Below are 22,976 nucleotides of genomic sequence, written 5' to 3'. Positions count from 1 at the left end.
AGCCGGCCCGTTCCTCAGGCGAACAGCATGCGCAGATGGTCGTTGAGAAAGACCCCGTCGGGGTCCATCTCCCGCCGTAGCTTCCTGAAGGCGTCGTATTTCGGATAGATCCGCTCCAGCCGCTCCGGCGTCATGAAGTGGTGCTTGCCCCAGTGCGGGCGCGCATCGTAGCGGTCGAGGATGGCGTCGGCGTCGCGCAGCATGCCCCAGGTCCATTCCTCCAGCGGGCCGGAGATGGAGAGCGCGTAGCCGTCGCGCTCGGAATAGGCCGACAGGTAGGTGTCGTCGCCCTTCACCGCCCGGCATTCGACCGGGTAGATCGCCTCCGGGTACTTGGTCTTGAACATCTGCCGCACCTCGGCGAAGCACTCCTCGAAGCGGCCGAAGGGGACGGCGTATTCGATCTCGCGGAAGTTCGGGATGTAGTCATTGGGGTAGATGATCGAGGAATGGTCGAATTCCTCGCCCGGCCCCAGCTGCGGCGCGGGCTCGGCCACCGGCACCGCGTTGTAGGTGCGCATGTGGCAGATGTCGAAGTCGCGCGTCGCCTTCGAGGGCACCACACCGCCCGGCAGCTCGTAGAGATCAGCCGATTCCTTGCGCGGCAGCCAGAAGAACCAGAAGGTCCGGTTGGCGTCGAGCAGGGCGTGCAGATTGTCGAGGCAGTCCTCGGCGTCGGTGTTCCACGAACGCTTGTAGATATTGTAGGACGGCACCGCCTGGAGGGTCAGCGAGACCACCAGCCCGAACATGCCGATCGAGGTGCGGAACGCCTTGAACAGCTCGCCATCGGCCGGGGAGAGGTCACGCAGTTCGCCCTCCGCCGTGACGATGCGCGCGCCGATGAGCTGCGCCGAGAGGCAGGGCAGCGTCTTGCCCGCCCCGTGGGTGCCGGTCATCATCGCGCCGATCACCGCCTGCCGGTCGATGTCGCCCTGGTTGTTGAGCGACATGCCCTGCTCGCGCAGATATTTGGTCAGCGCGCTGATGCGCATGCCGGGGCGCACCGTGACCTGCAGCTTCTCCTTGTCGACCGCGACGACCTGGTTGAAGTCGTCGAAGTCGATATGGACGCCCGGCGTCGGCACGATGGCGGGGTTGGAATGGCCCGCGCCGCTGGCGCGGATCGGCAGGCCGAGCTTGCGGGCCTCGCGCACAATGGCGCAGACCTCCTCCTCGCTGGTCGGGCGCGCGGTGTAGCGCGGCACGAAATACTGTTCCCCGAACCAGTTCCACCACAGCTTGCCGGGCTGCAGCACGGCGCTCTTGTCGACGCTCGGCATCTTGCTCTTCCTTCGCCTGCTCAGACCGCGATCGCCGGCACGTTTTCGCCGAGCGCCGCATTGACGGCGGGCATGACGCGCTTGGCAAGCAGTTCCATGGACCGGCGCATCGCCGGCTTGTCCACCCATTCGTGCGACGTCATCATCAGCGTGCCGAACGGACCAACTTCCTCGCGCAACGCGAGAATCTTGCGCGCCACCGTTTCCGGGCTGCCATAGATCACGAAATTGTCGCGCACCATCTGGTGGGTGATGGTGGCCGGGTCGGTGTCGCGGAACGGGGCGAGCAGGGCGCCGGCGCCCATGCGCTCATACACCTGGTACATGTAGTCGTAGTACCAGTCATAGGCGCCGCCGGGCGCCTTCACGATGGCCTCGGCTTCCGCATCGGTGTCGGCGACATGGATGGAGCGGGCGACGCGCCACTGCGAGCCATCCGGCGTCTTGCCGAGCTTGGCCATCTCGTCGCAATACGTTTCCCAATGGGTCTTCACCACCCAGGAAGCGACGAAATTGGCCGAGATCGGCATGAACCCGTTGCGGGCGGCCACGCGCATCGAGCCGGAATTGGGGCTCGACACCGAAACGGCGAGCGGGGGATGCGGCTTGGTGAAGGTCTTCGGCATCGGGCCGACGCCCAACTCGGGCCAGTTCACCTTGCTCAGCTTCACGTCCCAGAACGTGCCGGTGATGTCGTACGGCGGATCGGAGGCCCAGATCTTCTTCATGATCTCGATGGAGTCGAGCATCATGGCGGTGCGGTCGGCGGTCTCCAGCTTGAACAGCTCGAAATCCGAGCCGAGGCCGCCGGTGCCGATGCCGAGAATGAGCCGGCCGCGCGTGAGGTGGTCGGCCAGCGCGACATGGGCGGCCGCCATCACCGGGTGGTAGAGCGGCAGCGTCATCACGCCGGTGCCGAGCTTGATGCGCTTGGTCTGCGACGCCATGTGGGCGAGGAACATCAGGGGCGAGGAGATCTGCTCGATCGAGGCCGAGTAGTGTTCGCCGACCCAGCCCTCCTCGAAGCCGAGTTCGTCGGCGAGCTTGAAGGCTTCGATGTCCTCGTCGAGCGTGGTGACATAGTCCCTGCCGACCGAATGAAGCGGCATCATGAAGAAGGAAAGCAGCACGACCGGACTCCCTTGACTGCGACCGGCCACGTGCCGGCAAACGGATTTGGGCAAAGCCCGTGCCAGACCATCAACGCGTTGTGATTCAACAATAATCGCAGACGGGTCCGTGTCCGCTCCTGACCGCCCGTCTCATTGCGGAGAAAGGGCGCGAGACGGTGCCCGCGCCCGCCCTGCCGGGCCGCCTCAGAACCGGGTCGGCGCGAAGGGCGCGAGGTCGAAGGGCGCCGGCCGGCCGGCGATGAGGTCGGCCACCGCCATGCCGGTGCGCGCGGCCGAGGCGAGGCCGACATGGCCGTGCCCGAAGGCGTAGACCACGTGCGGGGTGGCGCCGGCGCGCCCGATCACGGGAAGCGAATCCGGCATGCTGGGGCGGAAGCCCATCCAGCGCGAGACCCGCGATTCCGGATAGGCCGGCGCCAGGCCGGGGAACAGCCGCCGGCCGAGGGTGAGCAGATGGTCGGCGCGGGTCCAGTTCGGCGGCGCGTCGAGCCCGGCGAACTCGACCGTACCGGCCATGCGCAGCCCGGTCTCCATCGGGGTCGAGACGAATTTGGCGCTGGCGTCGAGGATCGGCCGGCGTGGCAGCGTCTCGGGATCGGCGACCAGCACGTGGTAGCCGCGTTCGGTGTCGAGCGGGATATCGTCGCCCAGTCCCGCAGCGAGGGTGCGCGAATGGGCGCCGGCCGCGACCACGGCGGCGTCGGCGGGAATGAGGCCGGCATCGGTCTCGACGCCTTTCAGCGTCACGCCCTCGCGGGCGAAGCCGCGCGCCTGCGCCCGCACGAGGCGTCCGCCGTCGCGCTGGAACTGCTCGGCGACGGTGCGCACCAGCCGGTTCGGGTTCACCGTGTTGCCGGCCTGCGGGAACAGCACGCCGATCGTGTAGTCGTGCGAGACGCTCGGCTCGAACTGCCAGAGCTCGTCCTCGCGCAGCACCTCGAAGGCAATGCCATTGTCGCGGCGAAGCTGGAAGCCGAGCGCGTCGCCGTCGAAATCGGCCTGGCTGCGATAGACGGCGAGGAAGCCGTCGCGGCGGATCAGGTCGTCGCCGCCGGCATTGCGCACCAGCGGCAGCCAGGCGCCGTAGGAATCGTGCAGCAGCGGGGTGAGGGCGCGGGCCTGCGCGCGCACGCCGGCCTGGGTGCCGGCCCGCACGAAGCGCACCAGCCACGGCGCCAGCGTCGGCAGGTAGCGCCAGCGGATCGACAGCGGCCCGAGCGGGTCGAGCAGATAGCCGGGCACCTTGGCCAGCGTGCCGGGCATCGACATCGGCACCACGGAGGAAGGCGCGAAGACGCCGGCATTGCCGAAGGAGGCGCCCTCGCCGATGCCGAAGCGCTCGATCAGCACCACATCGTGGCCGTCCTGCAGCAGGAAGCTCGCGGTGGCGACGCCCACCGCGCCGCCGCCGATGACGGCGACGGTGCGCCGCCCGTGTGTGGAGGAAGTCGCCATGCTCAGGCCGCCTTGATGAAATCGGCGCATCGCTCGCCGATCATGATGCAGTTCGCGTTGAGATTGCCGCTGACGATGACCGGCATGATCGAGGCGTCGGCGACGTAGAGGTTTTCGAGGCCGCGCACCTTCAGCGTCGGGTCGACCACGGCCATCGGGTCGACGCCCATCTTGCAGGTGCCGGCGGGGTGGTAGATGCCGATCGCCGTCTCGCGGACATAGGCGGCCCACTCGTCGTCGCTCTGTACCTCGCGGCCCGGCTTGAACTCGCCGAGCACGTGGCGGGCCATGGCGGGCGCCTCGAAGATGGCGCGCAGCCGCTTGGCGCCGATGACGAGGGTCTCGAGGTCGCGCGCGTCGCCGAGCAGGTTCGGCTGGATCGCCGGGGCGGCGAAGGGGTCGGCGCTGGCGAGCCGCACATGGCCGCGCGAATAGGGGCGGTGGATGTTGTTCAGCGCCGTCACCGCCGGGCGGTCGAACAGGATCGGCCCGGTCTCGGTGAGGTCGTAGCCCGCCGGCGTGAAGTGGATTTCGAGGTCGCAGCGCGGCAGGTCCGGCTGCGAGCGGATGAAGGCCATCACATGCGCGTCCGGGGTGGTGCCCGGCCCGCGCCCGGCAAGCAGCCACAGCGCGCCATAGAGCATCGCGTGCCAGGGCGTGTGCTGCACATTGTAGGTCGGCCGGTCGACCCAGGCGATGTGGCTGGTGCCGGGATGGTCGTGGAAGTTCTCGCCGACGCCCGGCAGGTCGTGCACGACGTCGATGCCGTGCTCCCGTAGCTGCGCCTGCGGCCCGACGCCGGACAGCATGAGGAGCTGCGGCGAGCCGAAGGCGCCGGCGCTCAGCACCACCGCCTTCGCGGCATGGGCGGTGACGGTCTCGCCCTTGCGGTCGAACATCACCCCGCTGGCGCGGGTGCCGTCGAACAGGATGCGCCGGGCCTGCGCGTGCGTCAGCACGGTGAGGTTGGGCCGCTTGCGCCAGAGATAGGCGCGCGCGCCATTGCAGCGCCAGCCGTTCTTCTGCGTCGCCTGAAGGTAGCCGATGCCGCCCTGCGGCGGGCGGTTGATGTCGGAGGTCTCCTCCAGCCCGGCCTCGACGCCGGCGCGCAGGAAGGCGTCGGAGAGCGGGTGCGAGGTGCGCAGGTTCTGCACGCTCACCGGCCCGCCGGTGCCGTGATCCGCGTCGGCGCCGTTCTCATTGTCCTCGGCGCGGCGGAAATAGGGGCGCACGCGGGCGAAGTCCCAGCTCTCGCAGCCCTGCGCCGCCCAGCCGTCGAAATCCTCCGGCTGACCGCGCACATAGAGCATGCCGTTGATCGAGGAGGAGCCCCCGAGCACCTTGCCGCGCGGCATGTAGTCGGTGCGCCCGCCGCGCGAGGGGTCCGGCTGCGAGTTCAGCCGCCAGTCGTAGCGCGGGTTGCCGATGGCGTAGAGATAGGTCGCCGCCGGCATCAGGACCGGCAGCCGGCGGTCGGAGCCGCCCGCTTCCAGCACGAGGACGCGGGAGCGCCCGTCCTCGGCGAGGCGGCCGGCGACGGCGCTGCCACCCGAGCCCGAGCCGATGACGATGTAATCGAACTGCATGGGGGGCGGAACCGGGGCTTGGCCTGACCGGAGCCTGCACGGCATTGGCGCGGTGCGTGCACGTCGTCCGGAGCGGCGGATGGGATCGAATTCGCAAGTCGAGTTCATATTGCACTCGACGTTTAAAGTATAGTTTGAAATCTATATTTGAGTATTTCTCACTTGTGAGACAATCTGTTCTCATCTTTGAGAAGTCGATTGTGAGTCTCAGCGGCCGGTGCCGGGTCTGTCGCGCCCGTCCGGGATCTCGCCCCCCGGCGGAGCGGTGCCGTGCGGGCGACGTGCCGCCCGCCACTGGCGAACGTCGCGCGGCTGTCATACGCTGGGCGCCAAGCGCGAGTCGCCGCGCGTGACGCAAGGCGACACAATACGGCTTGCCAAAAAAATGGGCGTGCCGCATCATGGGTCATATCTTGGGCGCGTTCAGCTGCGCCCCGTGAATTTCACGTTATCTGCCAAAGCGTTATGTGCTTGTGGTGCAGCATTCGGAAGTGAGCAGGCCGTGTGTGCCTGGCGCGCCGGTCACGGTCCGGCCTCACATGAAGAACGGGATCCCGCGCGATGCTGGAACATAGTCGAAAGGTAATGGCCGCCGTTCGTTCCGGGCCGGGGACGCTCGCCGTCGCGCAGGATTTTCCCTATCGCTCCTGGTCGCGCTGCATCGAGGAATATGGGCTGGAGCCCGGCCGCTGCGGCACCGTTCCCTATGTCAGCCACCGCGAGATCAACGTCGCGCGGGAGGCGCTGGAGGACAAGCTGATCTTCGCCTACGAGGAAGTCGACTTCCTCTATTCCATTGTCGGGCGGATCGGATACTGCGTGACGCTGACCAACGCCGAGGGCGTGACGGTCGCCGAGCGGGCCGACCGTTCCTCGCGCTATTATTCCGACACCGAGCGGCCGGGCTCGGTGTGGAGCGAGCGCCATGCCGGCACCAACGGGGTCGGCACCTGCCTGCGCGACGCGGCCGTGACCTCGGTGTTCCAGGACGAGCATTTCTTCGAGGACTTCATCGAGATGTCCTGCGCCGCAGTGCCGCTGTTCGCGCCGGACGGCTCGCTGTGGGCGGCGATGAACATCACGGTGCGCAATCCCGGTCTCCAGCGCGAGACCCACCAGATCGCCCTGGAAGTGGTGCGCAAATCGGCCGAGCGCCTGTCGGAAGCGGTGTTCCGGCGCACCTATGCCAACCGCACCATCCTCAAGCTCTGGCGGCCGGACGGCCAGCCCTGCCTGCTCGCCATCGATGCCGACCATGCGGTGGTGGGCGCCGACGTCGCGGCGCGCCAGTTCCTGAGCCTGCCGAAGACCGAGTTCACGCCCTTCTCGCTCTGGCGCCTGTTCACCCGCGACCCGGCCGCGATCCGCGACCGCGCCGGGCCGACGCTGCCGCTGGAGCTGATCCGCCTCGATGGCTCGCCGCTGCGCGGCTACGCCTATGGCCCCCAGCGCGAGCCCGCTCCCGCCGCGCCGCGCACCCGCGCCGCCGCATCCGCAACGCCCGCCGCGCCGGCGGCCGGCGAGGCCGCTCCGGTCACGCTCGACCAGTGGGCCGGTGCCGAGCCGCGCATGACGCGCAACGTCCACATTCTGCGCCGTCTCGCCCATACCGGCCTGCCGATCCTCGTGCTCGGCGAGACCGGCGTCGGCAAGGACACGCTGGCGCGCGCCTATCACGCGCAGTCGCCGCGCGCGGCGCAGCCCTTCGTGGCGCTCAACTGCGCCGCCATGCCCGAGACGCTGATCGAATCGGAGCTGTTCGGCTACGCTGGCGGCGCCTTCACTGGCGCTCGCAAGGAGGGCTCGGCCGGCCGCTTCGTGCAGGCGCATGGCGGCACGCTGTTTCTCGACGAGATCGGCGACATGCCGCTGCATCTGCAGACGCGGCTGCTGCGCGTGCTGGAATCGGGCGAGGTCGCCCCGCTCGGCTCGGGCAAGATCCAGCGCGTCGACGTGCAGGTCATCGCCGCCACCAACCAGCCGCTGGAGCCGCGCATCGCGCAGGGCGCCTTCCGCGCCGATCTCTACTACCGGCTGGCCGGCGTGGTGATCAACGTTCCCTGCCTGCGCGAGCGCGCCGACAAGGAAGCGGTCATCGACGAATGCATCGCCCGCACCGCCGGTCGCCTCGGCATGCGGGTGGCGCCGGAAGCGCGGGCGATCCTGCTGCGCCATAGCTGGCCGGGCAATCTGCGCGAACTCTATCTGGTGGTGAACCGCGCCGCCTCGCTGGCCGAAGGCAAGACCATCGAGCCGCACGACCTGCTGCTGCCGGCGGCGGGGAGCCCGGCCTTCGCGCCGGCGCCGGTGCCGCTGCCCGCCGAGGAGCGCCGCCCGGCCGGGGTGCGCGCCCGCGTCGACGAGGTGGAGCGGGCGGCGATCCTCGACAATATCGAGGCCTGCCGGGGCGATGTCGCCGCCGCCGCGCGCAATCTCGGCATGAGCCGGGCGACGCTGTACCGGCGGCTCAAGGCGCACGGCATCACCCGGCGCTGAGCCATCAACGGTTGAAGCGCGACAGGCTGTAGGGCTTGGGGTCGATGGCGGGCGGCGTGCCGATCACTAGGTCGCGGATGAGCCGCGCCGTCGTGCTCGCCCCCACCATGCCGGTATGGCCGTGGCCGGCGGCGACGAACAGCCCCGGCACGCCGGGCGCCGGGCCGATGGCCGCCACGCTGTCCGGCAGCGAGGGGCGGAAGCCGAGCCATTTGCGCCAGCGGGTCGCCTCCAGCCCCGGGAAGACGAGCCGGGCCCGGTCGAGCAATTGCCGCGCCCGCTTCTCGTCGGGCGGTGCGTCGAGCCCGGCGATCTCCACCGTGCCGGCGAGGCGCAGGCCGCCCTCCATCGGGGTGATCGCCATGCCGCCGTCGCGCAGCAGCAGCGGCAGCTTCGGGGCGATAGTGGCGTCCTCCAGCATCAGGTGATAGCCGCGCTCGGTCTCCAGCGGCAGCTTCACGCCGAGGGGCGAGAGCAGCCGGCCGGTCCAGGCGCCGGCGGCGAGAATGACCGCGCGGGCGCGCCGGTCGCCGAGATTGCCGAACAGCTCGAAGCCGCCCTCGGCGGGGCGTACCGAGAATATCCGCTCATGGGCGATGGTGCCGCCGGCCTCGACGAAGAGCCGCCCGACCGCCTGCGTCAGCCGTCCGGGATTCACCGTCCAGCCATTGTGCGGGAAATAGAGCCCGCGCTGGGCGATCGGCCCGATGCCGGGGAACAGGTCGACCAGCGCCTTGCGGTCGAGATCGTCGACGGCGATGGAATGGCGTTCGATCAGGTGGCGGATGAAGGGCTCGTTGCGGCCCGGCGTCGCGTTGTAGAAGACGTTGACGCTGCCTTCGGTGCGAATGAGGTCGGCGAAAAGCTCCGGCCCCAGCATGTCGCGATAGCCGTCCATGGTGTCGCGATGGAGCGCGCGCAGCGCATCCGAGGCGGCGTATACGGTGGAGGTGCGGCTGGCGAGGATCCAGCGCGTCAGCCAGGGCGCGGCGGTCGGCAGGTAGGAATAGCGCAGCGCCAGCGGGCCTTTCGGATTGGTCAGCCAGCCCGGCACGTTGCGCCAGAAGCCGGGCAGCGCCACCGGCATGTTGGTGCCGGCGCTGAGCAGGCCGGCATTGCCGGCGGAGGTCGCCGTGCCCGGCGGCAGCGCATCGATCACGGTCACGCTGCGGCCGGCGCGCTGGAGCAGCAGCCCGGCGGAGAGGCCGATGATGCCGGCGCCGATGATCACGATGTCGGCCTCGGGTCCTGTGGTCATGGCGCGCCTCAGAACTTGTTGCCGCGGATGAAGTCGGCCGCCCGCTCGCCGATCATGATGGTCGGGCCGTTCAGGTTGCCGGAGACGACATAGGGCATGATCGAGGAATCGGCGACGCGCAGCCCGTCGACGCCGCGCACGCGCAGCTGCGGGTCGACCACCGCCATGTCGTCCGTTCCCATCTTGCAGGCGCCGGACAGGTGCAGCGCGCCCTGCGTCTCGCGCCGGACGTACTCGTCATAGTCGGCGTGGGTCTTGAGCGGCTTGGACGGCTTGTGCGAGGCGGCGATGTATTTGGCGATGGAGGGCTTCGACATGATCTCCTCGCCCTTCTTCACGCCCTCGATCAGCACTTCGACATCGTGCGGGTCGGCGAGGTAGTTGGCGTCGATCCTCAGGGGCACCGAGGGGTCGGCCGAGCGCAGGCTGACGGTGCCGCGCGAGCGCGGGCGGCAGCCATAGACGTTGAGCGTGCAGCCATTGCCGCTCGGCGTGCCGTCGACGCCGACCTCGACGCCGGCGCCGGCGAGGAAATGATATTGCAGGTCGGGCAACGGGTCGGTTTGATCGCCCCACCAGAAGGCGCCGCCCTCGCAGACATTGGAGGCGACCGGGCCGGAGCGGAACAGCGCATATTCCAGCCCCGCCACCGCCTGCCAGTGCAGCTTCTTGTACTTGTCGTAGCTGTAGGGACCGTTGAGGTCGTAGATCAGGAAGCAGTCGGTGTGGTCCTGCAGGTTCTGGCCGACGCCGGGCAGGTCGTGCTTCACCTCGACGCCGACGCCCTTCAGGTCGTCCGCCGGGCCGATGCCGGAAAGCAGCAGCAGGCGCGGCGAGCCGATGGCGCCCGAGGAGACCACCACCTCGCGCTCGGCGCGCAGGATCCTGCGCTCGCGCCCGTCGCGGTACTCGACGCCGACGGCGCGGTTGTTCTCGATCAGGATACGCAGAACCGGCTTGCCGGTGAGAACGGTGAGATTCTTCCGCCCGCGCGCGGGTTTGAGATAGGCGACCGCCGCGCTGCACCGGCGCCCGTCGCGCATGGTCACCTGGTAGAGGCCGCAGCCGGCCTGCTCGCCGGAATTGAAGTCGGCATTGTAGGGCAGCCCCGCCTCCTGGCAGGCTTTCAGCCATTCCTTGGTCAGCGGGCTGGTGTAGCGCTGGTCGGAGACCGAAAGCGGGCCCTCGGTGCCGTGCGCCTCGCCGGACAGGCTCTCGTTCGCTTCCGCCTTTCTGAAATAGGGCAGCACGTCGCGATAGGACCAGCCCTGCGCCCCGGAATCCTGCCAGCGGTCATAGTCCTGCGGATTGCCGCGTATGTAGACCATGGCGTTGACCGAGGAGCCGCCGCCCAGCACCCGCGCCTGCCCGGTGTCGGGCGCCATGTCGAACTGGTGCCTGAGTGGCTCGAGCTGGATCCGTCGCAGCATGCGCTGGGTCTTGTAGTAGGTCACCGGCATGTGGATGAACGGGTTGCGGTCGGAGGGACCGGACTCGAACAGCACCACCGAGGCGCCGGAATCCTCCGAGAGCCGTGAGGCGATGGTGCACCCCGCCGAGCCGCCTCCGACGACGATGTAGTCGCATGAGCTGATGGTCATCTGGGCTCCGTCAACGCGTTCCGATGGTGAGATTGAACATTCCGGGCAGGGCGGCGACGGCACGGGCCAGCGCCGGGGCGCGGCGGTCGTCTTCTTCGGCTTCCTCGCAGGCAAGAATCGCGCTGCGGATCGCCGATCCGCCGAGATAGCGCGCCGGCTCCGGCGGCAGAGCCGGCAGGGCGCGGGTGCAGAAGGGCGAGCGGGTGAACTCGTCGCGCATATCGAGCACCAGCGAGGCGAGGCATTCGCCGATGATCCAGCTCGGATTGACGCCATGGCCGGAATAGCCGAGCGCATAGGCGACGCGCCCGCCGGGCAGCGTGCCGGCATAGGGGAAACGGTCGGAGGAGACGTCGATCGCCCCGCCCCAGCGTCCGGCGACGGGCGTCTCGGCAAGGCCGGGCAGCAGCCGCTTGAGCCCGCGCGCGGCGCGGCGGAGGGAGGCCGCGTCATCGGTCATCGCCGCCGCCTCGACGCGCCCGCCATAGGCGATGGGGCCGGAGCCAGTCCCCATCAGCACCCGCCCGTCCGGTGTGCGGCGGGCATAGTGCAGGAAGGAGCGGGCGTCGACGATGCTGGTCGGCGAGGTCCAGCCGGCGCGGGCGAGGCGCTCGGGCGCCGGCTCGGTCATCAGCGCGTAGCTGGAGAAGGCCATGAAGCGCCGGCCGATGCCACCATGGGCGATCTGGCCGACATTGGTGGCCAGCACGACGCGGTTCGCCGCGAGGCTGCCCTGCGGCGTGGCGATGCGGCAGCCGCCCTCATTGTCGTCGGCGAGCCTGAGCATCGGCGTGTGCTCGTGCAGGTTCACCCCCGCTTCGAGCGCGGCGGCGCGCAGGGCGCGGGCGAGACGGGCGGGATGCACCGTCGCCTCCTCGGGATAACGGACTCCGGCGCGGAACACCGGCGAGCGGCAGATGCCGGCGACCTCGGCGCGCGAGAGGCGCTGCGCCTTGTCGGCGGCACCCAGCGCCACCATCGCGCTGGCGGCGGCGTCGAGCGCCGCGTCCTGCGCCGGCGCGGCCGAGACCTTGAGGCCACCACCCTCGCGCCACCAGACGTCGCGCCCGCACTGCGCGACGAAGGCGGCGATGGCCTGCTGCGCCCGCGTGCCGAGGCGCGCCATCTCCCAGGCCGCGTCGGGACCGACGAGGCGGGCGAGGCGCGGCAGCGAGGTCCAGTAGCCATGCACCTTGCCGGCGCTCCTGCCGCTGGCGCCGGCGCCGCAGATGTCGCGCTCGATCAGCGTCACCGGCAGGTCCGGCCGCCGTCGGCGCAGCGACAGCGCGGTCCACAGGCCGGTGAAGCCGCCCCCCACGATGGCGACGTCCGCGCGCACGTCGCCAGCGAGGGGCTGGGCTGGGCGGGCTTCCCCCTCGCTGGCGAGCGCCTCGGACAGCCACCATGAGGCGGCGCCGGTGCCGGAAACTGCTGTCATCGTCGGGCTCCCGACGGCGCCTTGGTCGTTACGGGCGGCGCCGCCGTGCGGTTCACAGGACGGCGGTGGCCATCATCTCCACGAGGTTGCTGCCGTGGCCGGCAAGGCGGGATTCCACCGTCGCGCGGGCGGGGGCGTTCTCAGTGTCGACCCAGGCGTCCCAGACGCGGTTCATGGCGTCGAAATGACCCATGTCGTGCAGCCAGATATTGACCCGCAGGATCTTGCTCTTGTCGGAGCCGAGCCGGGCGAGATGGGCGTCGATCTGGGCCAGCACGTCGGCGGTCTGGGCGGCGACGTCGGGCGTCTTCTCCTTGGCGGTGACGCCGGAGAGATAGGCGACGCCGTTATGCACCACGACCCGCGAGAGCCGGCCATTGGAATCGAAGCGCTGGATGGAACTGTCGGAAGGCATGCTGGTCCTGCGTTTTCTGGATGTTCACGTTGAAGGCGGCCATCGCGGAAGGCGTCCCCGCGCGCCGTTGCGCGGGGACCGGGCCGTCTCACTCGGCGGCGACCTTGGTGCTGCAATAGGCGTTGAGCTTGGGCATCACCTCCTGCGCCAGCAGGCGCATGGAGTTCTGCTGGATGGCCGGGTCGTCCCATTCCTTGAAGGTCTGGAGCAGGGTCCCGAACGGGCCGCCGAGGTAGTCGACGAGGGCGACGAGCTTGTCGAGCACGGTCTTCGGCGAGCCGGAGATGATCATCGTATCCATGCAGTATTTCAGCGTGACATCCTCGTCGGGGAGGGAAGGGTCATGCTTGAGCACGGGCAGGATGTTGTAGGTGCGCATGTCGTCGAGCACGAAGTCGTAGTACCAGGCGTAGGAATTGCCCTCGCGCGCCAGATAATCCGCCGCCTGCGCATCCGATTCGGCGACCAGCACCGAGCGGGCGACGCGCCACCGGTTGCGGTCGGGTCGGCGGCCGGCCTTCTCCGCGCCGATGACGTACTGCTCCCAGTGCGACTTGACCCAGCATTCCTGGATGAAGTTGGCCGAGGCGAAGCCCCAGCCATGCAGTCCGGCCTGCCGGGCGCTGCCGGAATGGGGGGTCATCGCCGAGATGGCGACTTCGGGGAACGGCTTCTGGTAGGGCTTGGCCATCGGCCCGAAGCCGAGCTTCGGGATCACCGTGTCCTCGATTTTGATGTGCCAGTACTTGCCCTTGATGTTGTAGGGCGCGTCCGACGACCAGATCTTGTGAATGAGGTCGATGGAATCGACCAGCATCTCGGCGCGGTTCTTGTCCATGATGTCGAACAGCTCGAAATCGCTGGCGAGCCCACCCGGGCCGATGCCCATGATGAAGCGGCCCTTGCTGAGATGGTCGAACTGCGCCGCGTCGCCGGCGATGTTGGCCGGGTGGTGCTGCGGCAGCGCCAGCACGCCGGTCGCGAACTTGATCTTCTCGGTCTGGTGGATCAGCGTCGCGAAGAACTGGAGCGGGTTTACGATGGGTTCGATGCTGGACGAATAATGCTCGCCGACCCACACCTCGGCATAGCCGAGCTTGTCGGCGAGGATGGCGGCCTGGCGATCCTCCTCCAGCATGTCGGTGATGCTCCGCTCCGGGTTGTGAAGCGGCTGCATGAAAAGGCCGAGGTCCATCTGTCTCTCCCTGGCGCGTTCCGCCCTATCCGGGGCAAGCGCGGTATCGCTGCTGTTTCACCGGAACCGGCCCGGATCGGGGGCGGTCCCGCGCGGCCCTGCGACCGCCCCGTCAATTGCGCAATCGCCGTGCCAGAAGAAAAAATCTTGTAGAATCAACGCTATCGATGATTGGGAGGGGTGCCGGCCCGAAACGGATGAGACGATCGGCGGTTGAGACTTTTCGCGCCCGTGAGACCGGGGCCGCGCGGCTCAGCGCGTCAGCAGCACCGCGGCATCGGGGCGCCAGCTGGCCCGCACCCGCTCGCCCCGGGCGAGCATGGAGCCGTCGACGGAGCGGGTTTCCTGATACTTGATGGTCTCGGCCGGGGTGCGGATCGAGTAGAGCACCCGGCTGCCCATGAACACGACGTCCTCGACGACACCTTCCAGCGTGTTCTCCGCTTCGCCCGGCGTGGCCGCCTCCTGCCCGATCCGGCTGACCTGCAGCGCCTCCGGCCGGATGGCGAGCGAGACCGACTGGCCGAGCAGCACGGCGGTGCCGTTGGCCGGCACCTTGGCCGTGCCGGCGGCGACGCTCACATAGGTCGTGTCGGAATCGGTGGCACTCACCGCGCCGGAGAGGATGTTGGTCTCGCCGAGGAAGCGGGCGCAGAACAGCGAGCGCGGATGCGCGTACATCTCCTCCGGCGTGCCGATCTGCTCGATGCGACCCTTGTTCATCAGCACGATGCGGTCGGACAGGATGGTCGCCTCGTCCTGGTCGTGGGTGACGTAGATGAAGGTGGTGCCGGTCTCCTGGTGGATGCGCTTGAGCTCGGCCAGCATGTGATGGCGGATCTTCAGGTCGAGCGCGGCCAGCGGCTCGTCGAGCAGCAGCACCGAGGGCGAGTTGACCAGCGCGCGCGCCAGCGCCACGCGCTGGGCCTGCCCGCCGGAAAGCTCGTGGATCCAGCGGCTGCCATATTCGTCGAGCTGCACGAGGTGCAGCATGTGCTGCACCGCCTCGCGGATGCGCTCCTTCGACCACTTCTTGAGGCGCAGGCCGAAGGCGACGTTGTCGAACACGTCGAGATGGGGGAACAGCGCGTAGCGCTGGAACACCATGTTCACCGGCCGTCTGTCGGGCGGCAGGTAGGACACGTCGGCGCCCTTGATGGTGACGCGGCCATGCGTCGTCGCCTCGAAGCCGGCGATGATCCTCATCAGCGTGGTCTTGCCGCAGCCCGAGGGGCCGAGCAGGGTCAGGATCTCGCCCTCGCGGATGCCGAGGTCGATGTCATGCAGGACGGTGAGCGCGCCGAAGGCCTTGGTCACTCCATACAGTTCGACGATGTTCGACGTGCTCATGTTTCGATGTCCTTCGCGCGTGCGCCGAGGGCAAGCCGGCGCTGGTACCAGACCAGCAGGCCGCCGATCAGGATCATCCCGATCGACAGGCCGAGGGAGATGACGGAGGCGGCGTTGATGTCCGGGCTGACGGCGCGGCGCATCATCGACCAGATGGTGAGCGGCAGGGTGGTGTCGTTGCCGCTGACGAAGACGGTGATGATGAACTCGTCGAAGGACAGGGCGAAGGACAGGATCGCCGCGCCGCCGATGGTCGGGCCGATGATCGGCAGCGTCACCAGCCGGAAGCTCTGGAGCGGCGTGGCGCCGAGATCGCGCGCGGCCTCCTCGAGCGAGAGGTCGAAATATTCGATCCGCGAGCGCACCGCCTCGATGAAGAAGGGCAGGGTGAACAGCACATGCGCGATGGTGACTGTCACCAGCGAGCGCTGCAGCCCGATCTGCGAGAACAGCATCACCAGCGCGATGCCGAGGAACAGGCCCGGCAGCGCCACCGGCCCGAAGGCGAGCAGGCCGAACACGGTCTGGATGCGCCCTTTCAGCCGGGCGAGGCCGAGCGCGGTCAGCGAGCCGAGCACGGTGGTGATGGCGGCGGTGCTGGCGCCGACGATCAGGCTGTTCCACAGCGAGTTGAGGAAGGTCGTGTCGGAGAAGATCTTCGCGTACCAGCGCAGGCTCACCCCCTCGAACGGAAAGGTGAGGCTCGGCGAGGAGTGGAAGCTGAACAGCGTGATGATGGCGATGGGCGCGTAGAGGAACGCCACATAGAGCCAGACATAGAATCTCAGCATGAGACCTCCGTGCGCGGCGAGACGGCGCGTCTCAATCGTGGAACCGGCGGCCCGGGGCGAGCCGCAGGAGATCGAGCAGCCGCACGAAGGCGACGTAGACAATCAGGAACGCCACCAGCAGCAGGAAGGCCATGGCGGCGCCGAACGGCCAGTTGCCGGCGGTCCTGAACTGGTTGGCGATGAGGATGCCGGTGGTCATGCCGTCGCGCCCGCCGAGCAGCTGCGGGGTGACGAAGTCGCCGGCCGAGATGACGAAGGTGAACATGAAGGCGCCGACCACGCCCTTGTAGCACATGGGCAGGATCACCCGGGTCAGCACCTCGGCGTTGCTGGCGCCGAGGTCACGCGCCGCCTCGACATATTCCTTCTTCACGTCGCGGAGCGCCGAGACCAGCAGCAGCAGGCCGAAGGGCAGCATGATGTGGGTCAGGGTGAGGATGGTGGCGAAGGGGCTGAACAGCAGCACCTCGATCGGCTCGCTGATGAGCCCGAGCTGCATCAGCGTCGTGTTGATCAGCCCGTTGGAGCCGAGGATCACGCGCCAGGCATAGATGCGCACGAGGTAGCTGGAGAACCACGAGACCAGGATCAGGTAGAACAGCAGGTTGCCGCGCGTGCGGTAGACGATGAAATAGGCCGCCGGGAAGCTGAGCGCGACGGTGAGTATCGCCGTGCACAGGCCGTTCTTCAGCGCGTTCCAGGTCAGGAAATAGAAGCCGGTGCTGGAGAGCGCACGGGCGTAATTGTCGAGGGTGAAGGCCGGAATCAGCCGGAACGCCTGCGCCATCCAGAAGCTGCAGACGAAGAGAAGGATGGCGGGAACGATGAAGAAGACGAGGAGGAAGAGGAAGGACGGGGCCACCAGGGCCAGTCCCATCCGCTCGTGACGGCTGATCTTCATCATTCCCAACACATTCTCCGAAAGGCGCCGGCGCGGATCAGAACGAGGACTTGAAGTCGGTCCAGGCCTGAGTCCACTCATCATAGGTGGCATAGGTGTCTGAGACGCGCGGCGGCTGGCCCTGGAGCGGCGACTTGGCGAACACCTGCGGCAGGTTGCTGTAGTCGAACAGCGCCTTGGTGTCGGCATCCATCAGCGCCGGGGCGTGCTTGTTGACCGCGCCGCCATTGACCGCCTTCGCCACCTCGGCCTGGGCCTTGGCGGTGATGGCCTCGTTCATGAAGCCGTAGGCGGCGTCGACATTCTGCACGCTGATCGGCATGAACCAGGCGTCGCACCACATGACCGCGCCCTCGGCGGGGACGGTGTAGACCGTCTTCACACCGCGCTTGGCGGTTTCCACCGGCGTGCCGCTCCACACCGAGAAGCAGGCGGCGATCTCGCCCGAGGCGAAGAGCGAGATGACGTCGCCATTGGACGCGCCGAAGACGCGGCACTGGTCGCGATAGGGGCCGAGCCCCTCGAACGCGGTCTTCAGCTCTTCCTTGGTGATGTTGGGGAATTTCGGTCCGAGGCCGGCGAGGCGGGCGATCATCGGCCAGGTGGCGATGGTGTCGTCGCAGAAGGTCAGCTTGCCCTTCAGCTCCGGCGCCAGCAGGTCCTTGTAGGAGGTGATCGGCTTGGTCATCGCCGGGTTGTAGACGAGGGCGTTGAGGCCCCAGATCCACGGAATGGCGAAATGGGTCTTGTCCCAGTACCAGGTCGGCGCCTGGTAGAACTCGGGATAGATGTTCTCGGGCGTGAAGTTCGGCACCCGGGCGATGTCGAGCGGCTTCACGATCTTCAGCTCGTCGACATAGAAGCGCTCGAAGCCCTGCGAATATTCGGCGAGATCGAGGCGCACCGGATTGGAGCCGATCAGCTTGGCGTGGACGTCGTCCTGCGTGCTGATGATGGCGGCGTCCACCTGCACCTTGTTGGCCTCGCGCCAGGCCTTCAGCTCGGCGTCCATGGTGAAGCCTTCCCAGGCCATGATCTTGAGGTCGCCGCCGGCCGCCGAAGCCGGTCCGGGCCAGGCGCCGAGCGTGGCACCGGCCGCCGCGCCGGCGCCGAGGGCGAGCGAGGTTCCCAGGAAGCCGCGACGGGACAGGACGTCGTTGCGAAGAATATTGGCGCTCCCGAACGGGCGCCCGATAGGCTTGTCGACCATGCTGTTCCCCTTGTTGTGAGCCTGCGTGATTTTGAGCCGCGACTTCCACAACGGGGGCAGCAAGAGGCATGCCAGCGCCCGTTTCTGACATATTGTATATCTATTTCAAATACTTAACATGTTACCCGTCGCCGGTTCTGAGAATGCTGTCGCAGGAGTCTCACCGCGCGACGGACACGGGTGAAACGGCCGGGCTCAGGGGATGCGCGCCCCGCCGCGGATCGTCGCGGCCGCCTTCTCCGCCACCATGATGGTCGCGGCGTTGGTGTTGCCCGAGGGTGTGGAGGGCATAACCGAGGCGTCCGCTACCCTGAGCCCCTCGATGCCGCGCACCCGCAGGGCGGGGTCGACCACCGCCATCGCGTCGACGCCGATCCGGCAGGTGCCGACCGGGTGCAGCGCGCCCTGCGCGCGCCCGAGCACATAGGCGCGGCGCTCCTCGAGCGTGCGCAGCGGCGCGCCGGGAAGCTGCTCGCGGGCGACGTGGCGGGCGATGGAGGGCTGCGCCATGATTTCCTGGCCGAGCCTTATGCCCTCCGCCATGCAGTCAAGGTCGTAGGGGTCGCCGAAATAGTTCGGCGCCACCCGCAGCGGCGCGAAGGGGTCGGCCGAGGTCAGTTCGACCACGCCGCGCGAGCGCGGGCGGGTGAGGCAGATGTTCAGCGTCGAGCCGCAGCCGCTGGCGGCGGGCTGCACGCCCTCCTCGATGCCGGTGCCGGGCAGGAAGTGGAACTGGAGGTTGGGGTCGGGCAGCTCCCTGTCGCCCCACCAGAAGGCGCCGCCTTCGATCAGGTTCGAGCACAGCGGCCCGCGCCGGAACAGCAGCCAGTGCAGGCCGGCGCCGATCTTGCGGTGGAAACGGCGGTAGACGTCGTAGCTCTCCGTGCCGGCGAGTTCGTGCACGAGATAGACGTCCATATGGTCCTGAAGGCCGCGCCCGACGCCGGGCAGGTCGTGCGCCACCTCGACGCCGACGCGGCGCAGATGGGCGGCCGGGCCGATGCCGGATTGGAGCAGCAGGCGCGGCGACTGGATGGCGCCGGCGGAAAGGATCACCTCGCGCGCCCGCACCGTCTCGCGGCTTGTGCCGCGCGCATATTCGACGCCGGTGGCGCGGCCCTTCTCGATCAGCACGCGCGTCGCCCGGCAGCCGGTGCGCACGGTGAGGTTGGCCCGTTTGCGCGCGGGCTTGAGATAGGTGACGGCGGTGGAGGCGCGCCGGCCGTTGCGGGCGGTGATCTGGTAGACGCCGCAGCCGGTTTGCACCCCGCTATTGAAGTCGGCCACCGGCGGGATGCCGAATTCCTGGCAGGCCTTCAGCCACGCTCTGGTCAGCGGGTGCGGCGACGGCTGGCTCGACACCCAGAGCGGGCCGTCGGTGCCGTGGGCGTCGCCGCCGAAGCTGTCATTGCTTTCGGCGCGTTTGAAATAAGGCAACACGCCGGCATAGTCCCAGCCTTCCGCTCCCTGCGCCGCCCAGCCGTCGAAATCGCTCGGTATGCCGCGCACATAGACCATGCCGTTGACCGACGAGCCGCCGCCAAGCACGCGGGCCTGCACCATGTGGGGTGCGGCGACCCCGCCCGAGGCGCCGTTGGCCGGCTCCCACGGCACCCGCTGGAGCAGGGCGCCGGTGGCGGTCTTGTAGACCATGGCGGGGATGTGGATGTAGGGCGAGCGGTCGCGCGGGCCCTCCTCCAGCAGCAGCACCGAGACGGCGGGATCCTCCGACAGCCGCGCGGCGAGGACGCAGCCGGCCGAGCCGCCACCGACAATCACATAGTCATGCATCGCGTTCCCCCGAAACAGATGGCTGGCGCAGGCGCGGCGCCGCGTAGCAAGTTCCGGTCCGGCGCCGCAAACCCGCCGCCGGCGGGCGGTTGCCGGCGCCATCTCACGTCGCGGGTTGAGATTCTGCGACGGCGCGAATTCCCGGCGAGACGCAGGCCGCGCCGGGCGGGGAGGGCCGGCTTCCCTGCGGCCCGCAATGGTGTAGGCAGGCCCTTCCGCCCGTGCCGAATCGGCGCGGCGAGTGGCATGGCTGGTGGTATGCCGGATGGCACATATTGTGCCGTGCGGGGGCGGAAGACGGGCGGCACCGCCGTCCGCGAGTTCGGTTGGGACGTAGCATGAGTGAGTCGATCGCCGCGCGGGAGCATCGTGCGCTCGCCGCGTCGCGTATTGCCGTGAGCGTGATTTTCTTCGTCGGCGGCGCCGGGCTGACGGTCTGGGCGACCTATCTTCCGATCCTCAAGGCGCGGGCAGGGCTCGACGATGCGCAGGTCGGCCTCGTGCTGCTGTGCGTGTCGATCGGCTGCCTGTGCGGCATGCCGCTGGCGGGGGTGCTGCGCCCGCGCCTCGGGCCGCTGCGCGCCGGCGCACTGTCGGGCATCGCCTTCGCGGCGGCCGCCTTCGGCCCGGCGCTCGGCACCACCATGCCGGTGCTGGCGCTCTCGGCCTATCTCATCGGCCTGTGCTTCGGCTTCCTCGACGTGTGCATGAACTCGCATGCCTCGGCGCTGGAGCGCGAGCTGGGCCGGCCGATCATGTCCTCGGCGCACGCCTTCTTCAGCCTGGGCAACGTGGTCGGCGCGCTGTCCGGCGGCGTGCTGATCGGGCTGGGGCTGAGCGTGCCGGCCGGCCTCGGCCTCGCCAGCGTCATTCTGGTGGCGCTCGCCTTCGCCGCCGTGCCGTGGCTCTGGCTGCCGGAAGCCCATGTACGCGAGGTCACCGGCGGCTCGATCTTCCAGCTTCCCAATCTGACCATGCTGGGGATCGGCATCCTCACCGTGCTGGCCTTCGTCATCGAGCTGGCGCTGATCGACTGGGGCGCGCTCTACCTCGTGCAGGCGACCGCCACGGCGCCGGCGATGGCGGCCTATGGCGTGGCGTCCTTCTCGCTCGCCATGACCGGCGGACGGCTGTTCGGCGACCGCATCGTGCGCCGCCTCGGCGCGGTGACGACGATCCAGATCTCCGGCGCCATCGCCTTTGTCGGCGTCGCCATCATCGTCTGGGCACCGACCATGCTGGCGGCGCTGCCGGGCTTCGCCATCGCCGGCCTCGGCATCGCCAATCTGGTGCCGATCTTCTTCTCTTTGAGCGGGCGCATGCCCGGCATCCCGCCCAATGCCGGCATCGCCATGACGGTGACCATCGCCTATGGCGGCGGCCTGTTCGGGCCGCCGCTGATCGGCTTCGTGGCGCATGCGCAGGGCATGCGCGCCGCCTTCCTGATGCTCACCGTGGGCGCGCTGCTGATCGCCGCCGCGGTGCGCTTCGTCATTCCGCGCGGCGTGCGGCACTGAAAAGGAAAGGCCCGGCGGGGCGCTGAGCCTTGCCGGGCCTTCCGTCTCGCATCGGTGCGCCGGGACTCAGCCCAGCTTGAGGACCACCGACTTGGTTTCCAGATAGGCGTCGAGATGCTCGGTGCCGGATTCGCGGCCATAGCCGCTGGTCTTGTAACCGCCGAACGGCACCACCGGGTCGAGCCCGCCATAAGTGTTGATCCATACCGTGCCGGCGCGGATCGCCTTGGCGATGCGGTGGGCGGTGGTGACGTTGGAGGTCCACACGCCGCCGCCGAGGCCGAACACGGTGTCGTTGGCGATGGCGGCCGCTTCCTCCAGCGTGTCGAAGGGGATGGCGGCGGCCACCGGGCCGAAGATCTCCTCCTGGGCGATGCGCATGTCGTTGGTCACGCCGGAGAGCACGGTCGGCTCGAAGAAATAGCCGTCCTTCAGCGCGCCCTCGGTGATGCGCTTGCCGCCGGCAGCGGCGGTGACACCCTCGCCGAGACCGATCTCCATGTAGCCGGTCACGCGGTCGAGCTGCTTGGCGTTGACCACCGGGCCGATCTGCGTCGCCGGGTCGAGGCCGTTGCCGACCTTGAGCGACTTCGCATAGTCGGAGACGCGGGCGACGAACTCCTCGTAGATCGGCCGCTGGATCAGCAGGCGCGTGCCGGCGCAGCAGATCTGCCCGGTATTGGCGAACACGCCCATGCCGGCGCCGGCGACGGCGGTGTCCATGTCGCAATCGGCGAAGATGATGTCCGGCGACTTGCCGCCGAGTTCCAGCGTCACCCGCTTGATGTTGCTCTTCGACGCCTCGATGACCTTGCGGCCGGTGACGTCCGAGCCGGTGAAGGCCACCTTGTCGACGTCCATGTGGCGGGCCAGCGCGTCGCCGGCGATGTGGCCGAAGCCCGGCACGATGTTGACGACGCCTTCCGGCACGCCCGCCTCCAGCAGCAGCTCGCCGAGACGCAGCGCGGTGAGGGGCGCGTCCTCGGCGGGCTTCAGCACCATGGTGCAGCCGGTGGCGAGCACCGGGGCGATCTTCCAGATGGTGGAGGTGAGCGGGGCGTTCCACGGCGTGATGGCGCCGACCACGCCGACCGGCTCCTTCAGCGTGTAGGTGAACACCTCGCCGGGCATGGAGTTGGGCAGCGTGCCGCCGGCGATCACCGTGCACATGCCGGCATAGAAGCGCGGCAGGCCGAGCGCGCGCTGGCGGCGGGCGTACATCGAGGTGATCGGCGCGCCCATGTCGAGCACGTCGATATGGGCCAGCGTCTCGAAATGCTTCTCAACCAGGTCGGCGAAGCGCAGCAGCAGCGCCTGGCGCTGGAACGGGGTGAAGCGGCTCCACGGGCCGTTGAAGGCGCGCCGGGCCGCCGCGACGGCGAGGTCGATGTCGGCGGCGCCGCCCTCGGAGACCTCGGCCAGCACCTGGCCGGTCGCCGGGTTGAAGGTCTTGAAGGTCTTGCCCGAGAGCGAGGGGACGAATTTGCCGTCGATCAGGAGCTGCTTGGGAAGCGGCGTGATGATGTCGGCGACGGGATTCACGTTGATGGTCATGA

Annotated in this window: 17 protein-coding genes; 2 read left to right on the top strand and 15 right to left on the bottom strand. The window is 68.8% G+C overall.

Going from position 1 to position 22,976, the window contains the following annotated elements; translation table 11 throughout:
- Positions 1 to 14: 14 nt before the first annotated feature.
- The 4 genes from GBB76_RS12660 to GBB76_RS12645 all read right to left on the bottom strand — a co-directional run bounded on the left by GBB76_RS12660 (position 15) and on the right by GBB76_RS12645 (position 5,457).
- Positions 15 to 1,283 carry a D-arabinono-1,4-lactone oxidase gene (locus tag GBB76_RS12660; RefSeq protein ID WP_152303634.1) on the bottom strand — a complete coding sequence of 423 codons (1,269 nt, stop codon included), beginning with the start codon at positions 1,281 to 1,283 and terminating at the stop codon, positions 15 to 17.
- Between the two features lie 20 nt (positions 1,284 to 1,303).
- The gene (locus tag GBB76_RS12655) at positions 1,304 to 2,413 is read right to left on the bottom strand and encodes an LLM class flavin-dependent oxidoreductase (protein WP_152303633.1); all 1,110 of its coding nucleotides are present in this window, start codon (positions 2,411 to 2,413) and stop codon (positions 1,304 to 1,306) included.
- Positions 2,414 to 2,599: 186 nt separating this feature from the next.
- Positions 2,600 to 3,871, bottom strand: a complete 1,272-nt coding sequence (locus GBB76_RS12650; RefSeq protein ID WP_152303632.1) for an FAD-binding oxidoreductase — start codon at positions 3,869 to 3,871, stop codon at positions 2,600 to 2,602.
- 2 nt (positions 3,872 to 3,873) lie between these two features.
- Complete coding sequence (locus GBB76_RS12645) at positions 3,874 to 5,457, bottom strand: GMC family oxidoreductase (RefSeq protein WP_152303631.1); 1,584 nt, start codon at positions 5,455 to 5,457, stop codon at positions 3,874 to 3,876.
- 585 nt (positions 5,458 to 6,042) lie between these two features.
- Between GBB76_RS12645 and GBB76_RS12640 the strand changes: the two genes are divergently transcribed.
- A complete protein-coding gene (locus GBB76_RS12640) occupies positions 6,043 to 7,953 on the top strand; it encodes a sigma-54-dependent Fis family transcriptional regulator (protein WP_162375584.1) in 1,911 nt (636 codons plus the stop codon).
- Between the two features lie 4 nt (positions 7,954 to 7,957).
- On the opposite strand, the gene GBB76_RS12635 is transcribed toward GBB76_RS12640, so the two are convergent.
- The 10 genes from GBB76_RS12635 to GBB76_RS12590 form a co-directional block, all read right to left on the bottom strand.
- Positions 7,958 to 9,211, bottom strand: a complete 1,254-nt coding sequence (locus GBB76_RS12635; protein WP_152303629.1) for an FAD-binding oxidoreductase — start codon at positions 9,209 to 9,211, stop codon at positions 7,958 to 7,960.
- Between the two features lie 8 nt (positions 9,212 to 9,219).
- Positions 9,220 to 10,812, bottom strand: a complete 1,593-nt coding sequence (locus GBB76_RS12630) for a GMC family oxidoreductase (protein WP_152303628.1) — start codon at positions 10,810 to 10,812, stop codon at positions 9,220 to 9,222.
- A 10-nt stretch (positions 10,813 to 10,822) separates the two neighbouring features.
- Positions 10,823 to 12,250: an FAD-binding oxidoreductase gene (locus tag GBB76_RS12625; RefSeq protein WP_152303627.1), complete on the bottom strand. Its 1,428-nt coding sequence runs from the start codon at positions 12,248 to 12,250 to the stop codon at positions 10,823 to 10,825.
- Positions 12,251 to 12,302: 52 nt separating this feature from the next.
- Positions 12,303 to 12,665, bottom strand: a complete 363-nt coding sequence (locus tag GBB76_RS12620; RefSeq protein ID WP_152303626.1) for a RidA family protein — start codon at positions 12,663 to 12,665, stop codon at positions 12,303 to 12,305.
- Positions 12,666 to 12,753: 88 nt separating this feature from the next.
- A complete protein-coding gene (locus GBB76_RS12615; RefSeq protein WP_152303625.1) occupies positions 12,754 to 13,860 on the bottom strand; it encodes an LLM class flavin-dependent oxidoreductase in 1,107 nt (368 codons plus the stop codon).
- A 252-nt stretch (positions 13,861 to 14,112) separates the two neighbouring features.
- Complete coding sequence (locus tag GBB76_RS12610) at positions 14,113 to 15,210, bottom strand: ABC transporter ATP-binding protein (RefSeq protein ID WP_152303624.1); 1,098 nt, start codon at positions 15,208 to 15,210, stop codon at positions 14,113 to 14,115.
- On the bottom strand, positions 15,207 to 16,001 hold the full coding sequence (locus GBB76_RS12605; protein WP_152303623.1) for an ABC transporter permease: 795 nt from the start codon (positions 15,999 to 16,001) through the stop codon (positions 15,207 to 15,209). The genes GBB76_RS12610 and GBB76_RS12605 overlap by 4 nt, the downstream gene beginning before the upstream one ends.
- A 31-nt stretch (positions 16,002 to 16,032) precedes the next feature.
- Positions 16,033 to 16,905 carry an ABC transporter permease gene (locus GBB76_RS12600; protein ID WP_246668909.1) on the bottom strand — a complete coding sequence of 291 codons (873 nt, stop codon included), beginning with the start codon at positions 16,903 to 16,905 and terminating at the stop codon, positions 16,033 to 16,035.
- A 34-nt stretch (positions 16,906 to 16,939) separates the two neighbouring features.
- Positions 16,940 to 18,112, bottom strand: coding sequence for a PotD/PotF family extracellular solute-binding protein (locus GBB76_RS12595; RefSeq protein ID WP_152303622.1), 1,173 nt, complete (start codon positions 18,110 to 18,112; stop codon positions 16,940 to 16,942).
- A gap of 195 nt (positions 18,113 to 18,307) precedes the next feature.
- Positions 18,308 to 19,903, bottom strand: coding sequence for a GMC family oxidoreductase (locus GBB76_RS12590; RefSeq protein WP_152303621.1), 1,596 nt, complete (start codon positions 19,901 to 19,903; stop codon positions 18,308 to 18,310).
- A 338-nt stretch (positions 19,904 to 20,241) separates the two neighbouring features.
- On the opposite strand from GBB76_RS12590, the gene GBB76_RS12585 reads away from it, so the two are divergent.
- On the top strand, positions 20,242 to 21,420 hold the full coding sequence (locus GBB76_RS12585; RefSeq protein ID WP_152303620.1) for an MFS transporter: 1,179 nt from the start codon (positions 20,242 to 20,244) through the stop codon (positions 21,418 to 21,420).
- A gap of 66 nt (positions 21,421 to 21,486) precedes the next feature.
- Here the strand turns inward: GBB76_RS12585 and GBB76_RS12580 are convergent, their stop codons facing one another.
- Positions 21,487 to 22,974, bottom strand: coding sequence for an aldehyde dehydrogenase family protein (locus GBB76_RS12580; protein ID WP_152303619.1), 1,488 nt, complete (start codon positions 22,972 to 22,974; stop codon positions 21,487 to 21,489).
- Between the last annotated feature and the right edge of the window lie 2 nt (positions 22,975 to 22,976).

The sequence above is a fragment of the Ancylobacter sp. TS-1 genome (assembly GCF_009223885.1).
GTDB lineage: Bacteria > Pseudomonadota > Alphaproteobacteria > Rhizobiales > Xanthobacteraceae > Ancylobacter.
Note: the sequence above shows the minus strand (reverse complement) of the source record. Positions and strands in the feature narration are given on the sequence as shown.

Excerpts from the sequence above, each read along its gene's own strand:
- GBB76_RS12660 (WP_152303634.1), bottom strand. The coding sequence starts at position 1,283 with ATGCCGAGCGTCGACAAGAGCGCCGTGCTGCAGCCCGGCAAGCTGTGG.
- GBB76_RS12650 (WP_152303632.1), bottom strand. The coding sequence starts at position 3,871 with ATGGCGACTTCCTCCACACACGGGCGGCGCACCGTCGCCGTCATCGGC.
- GBB76_RS12645 (WP_152303631.1), bottom strand. The coding sequence starts at position 5,457 with ATGCAGTTCGATTACATCGTCATCGGCTCGGGCTCGGGTGGCAGCGCC.
- GBB76_RS12640 (WP_162375584.1), top strand. The coding sequence starts at position 6,043 with ATGGCCGCCGTTCGTTCCGGGCCGGGGACGCTCGCCGTCGCGCAGGAT.
- GBB76_RS12635 (WP_152303629.1), bottom strand. The coding sequence starts at position 9,211 with ATGACCACAGGACCCGAGGCCGACATCGTGATCATCGGCGCCGGCATC.
- GBB76_RS12630 (WP_152303628.1), bottom strand. The coding sequence starts at position 10,812 with ATGACCATCAGCTCATGCGACTACATCGTCGTCGGAGGCGGCTCGGCG.
- GBB76_RS12625 (WP_152303627.1), bottom strand. The coding sequence starts at position 12,250 with ATGACAGCAGTTTCCGGCACCGGCGCCGCCTCATGGTGGCTGTCCGAG.
- GBB76_RS12620 (WP_152303626.1), bottom strand. The coding sequence starts at position 12,665 with ATGCCTTCCGACAGTTCCATCCAGCGCTTCGATTCCAATGGCCGGCTC.
- GBB76_RS12615 (WP_152303625.1), bottom strand. The coding sequence starts at position 13,860 with ATGGACCTCGGCCTTTTCATGCAGCCGCTTCACAACCCGGAGCGGAGC.
- GBB76_RS12610 (WP_152303624.1), bottom strand. The coding sequence starts at position 15,210 with ATGAGCACGTCGAACATCGTCGAACTGTATGGAGTGACCAAGGCCTTC.
- GBB76_RS12605 (WP_152303623.1), bottom strand. The coding sequence starts at position 16,001 with ATGCTGAGATTCTATGTCTGGCTCTATGTGGCGTTCCTCTACGCGCCC.
- GBB76_RS12600 (WP_246668909.1), bottom strand. The coding sequence starts at position 16,905 with ATGATGAAGATCAGCCGTCACGAGCGGATGGGACTGGCCCTGGTGGCC.
- GBB76_RS12595 (WP_152303622.1), bottom strand. The coding sequence starts at position 18,112 with ATGGTCGACAAGCCTATCGGGCGCCCGTTCGGGAGCGCCAATATTCTT.
- GBB76_RS12590 (WP_152303621.1), bottom strand. The coding sequence starts at position 19,903 with ATGCATGACTATGTGATTGTCGGTGGCGGCTCGGCCGGCTGCGTCCTC.
- GBB76_RS12585 (WP_152303620.1), top strand. The coding sequence starts at position 20,242 with ATGAGTGAGTCGATCGCCGCGCGGGAGCATCGTGCGCTCGCCGCGTCG.
- GBB76_RS12580 (WP_152303619.1), bottom strand. The coding sequence starts at position 22,974 with ATGACCATCAACGTGAATCCCGTCGCCGACATCATCACGCCGCTTCCC.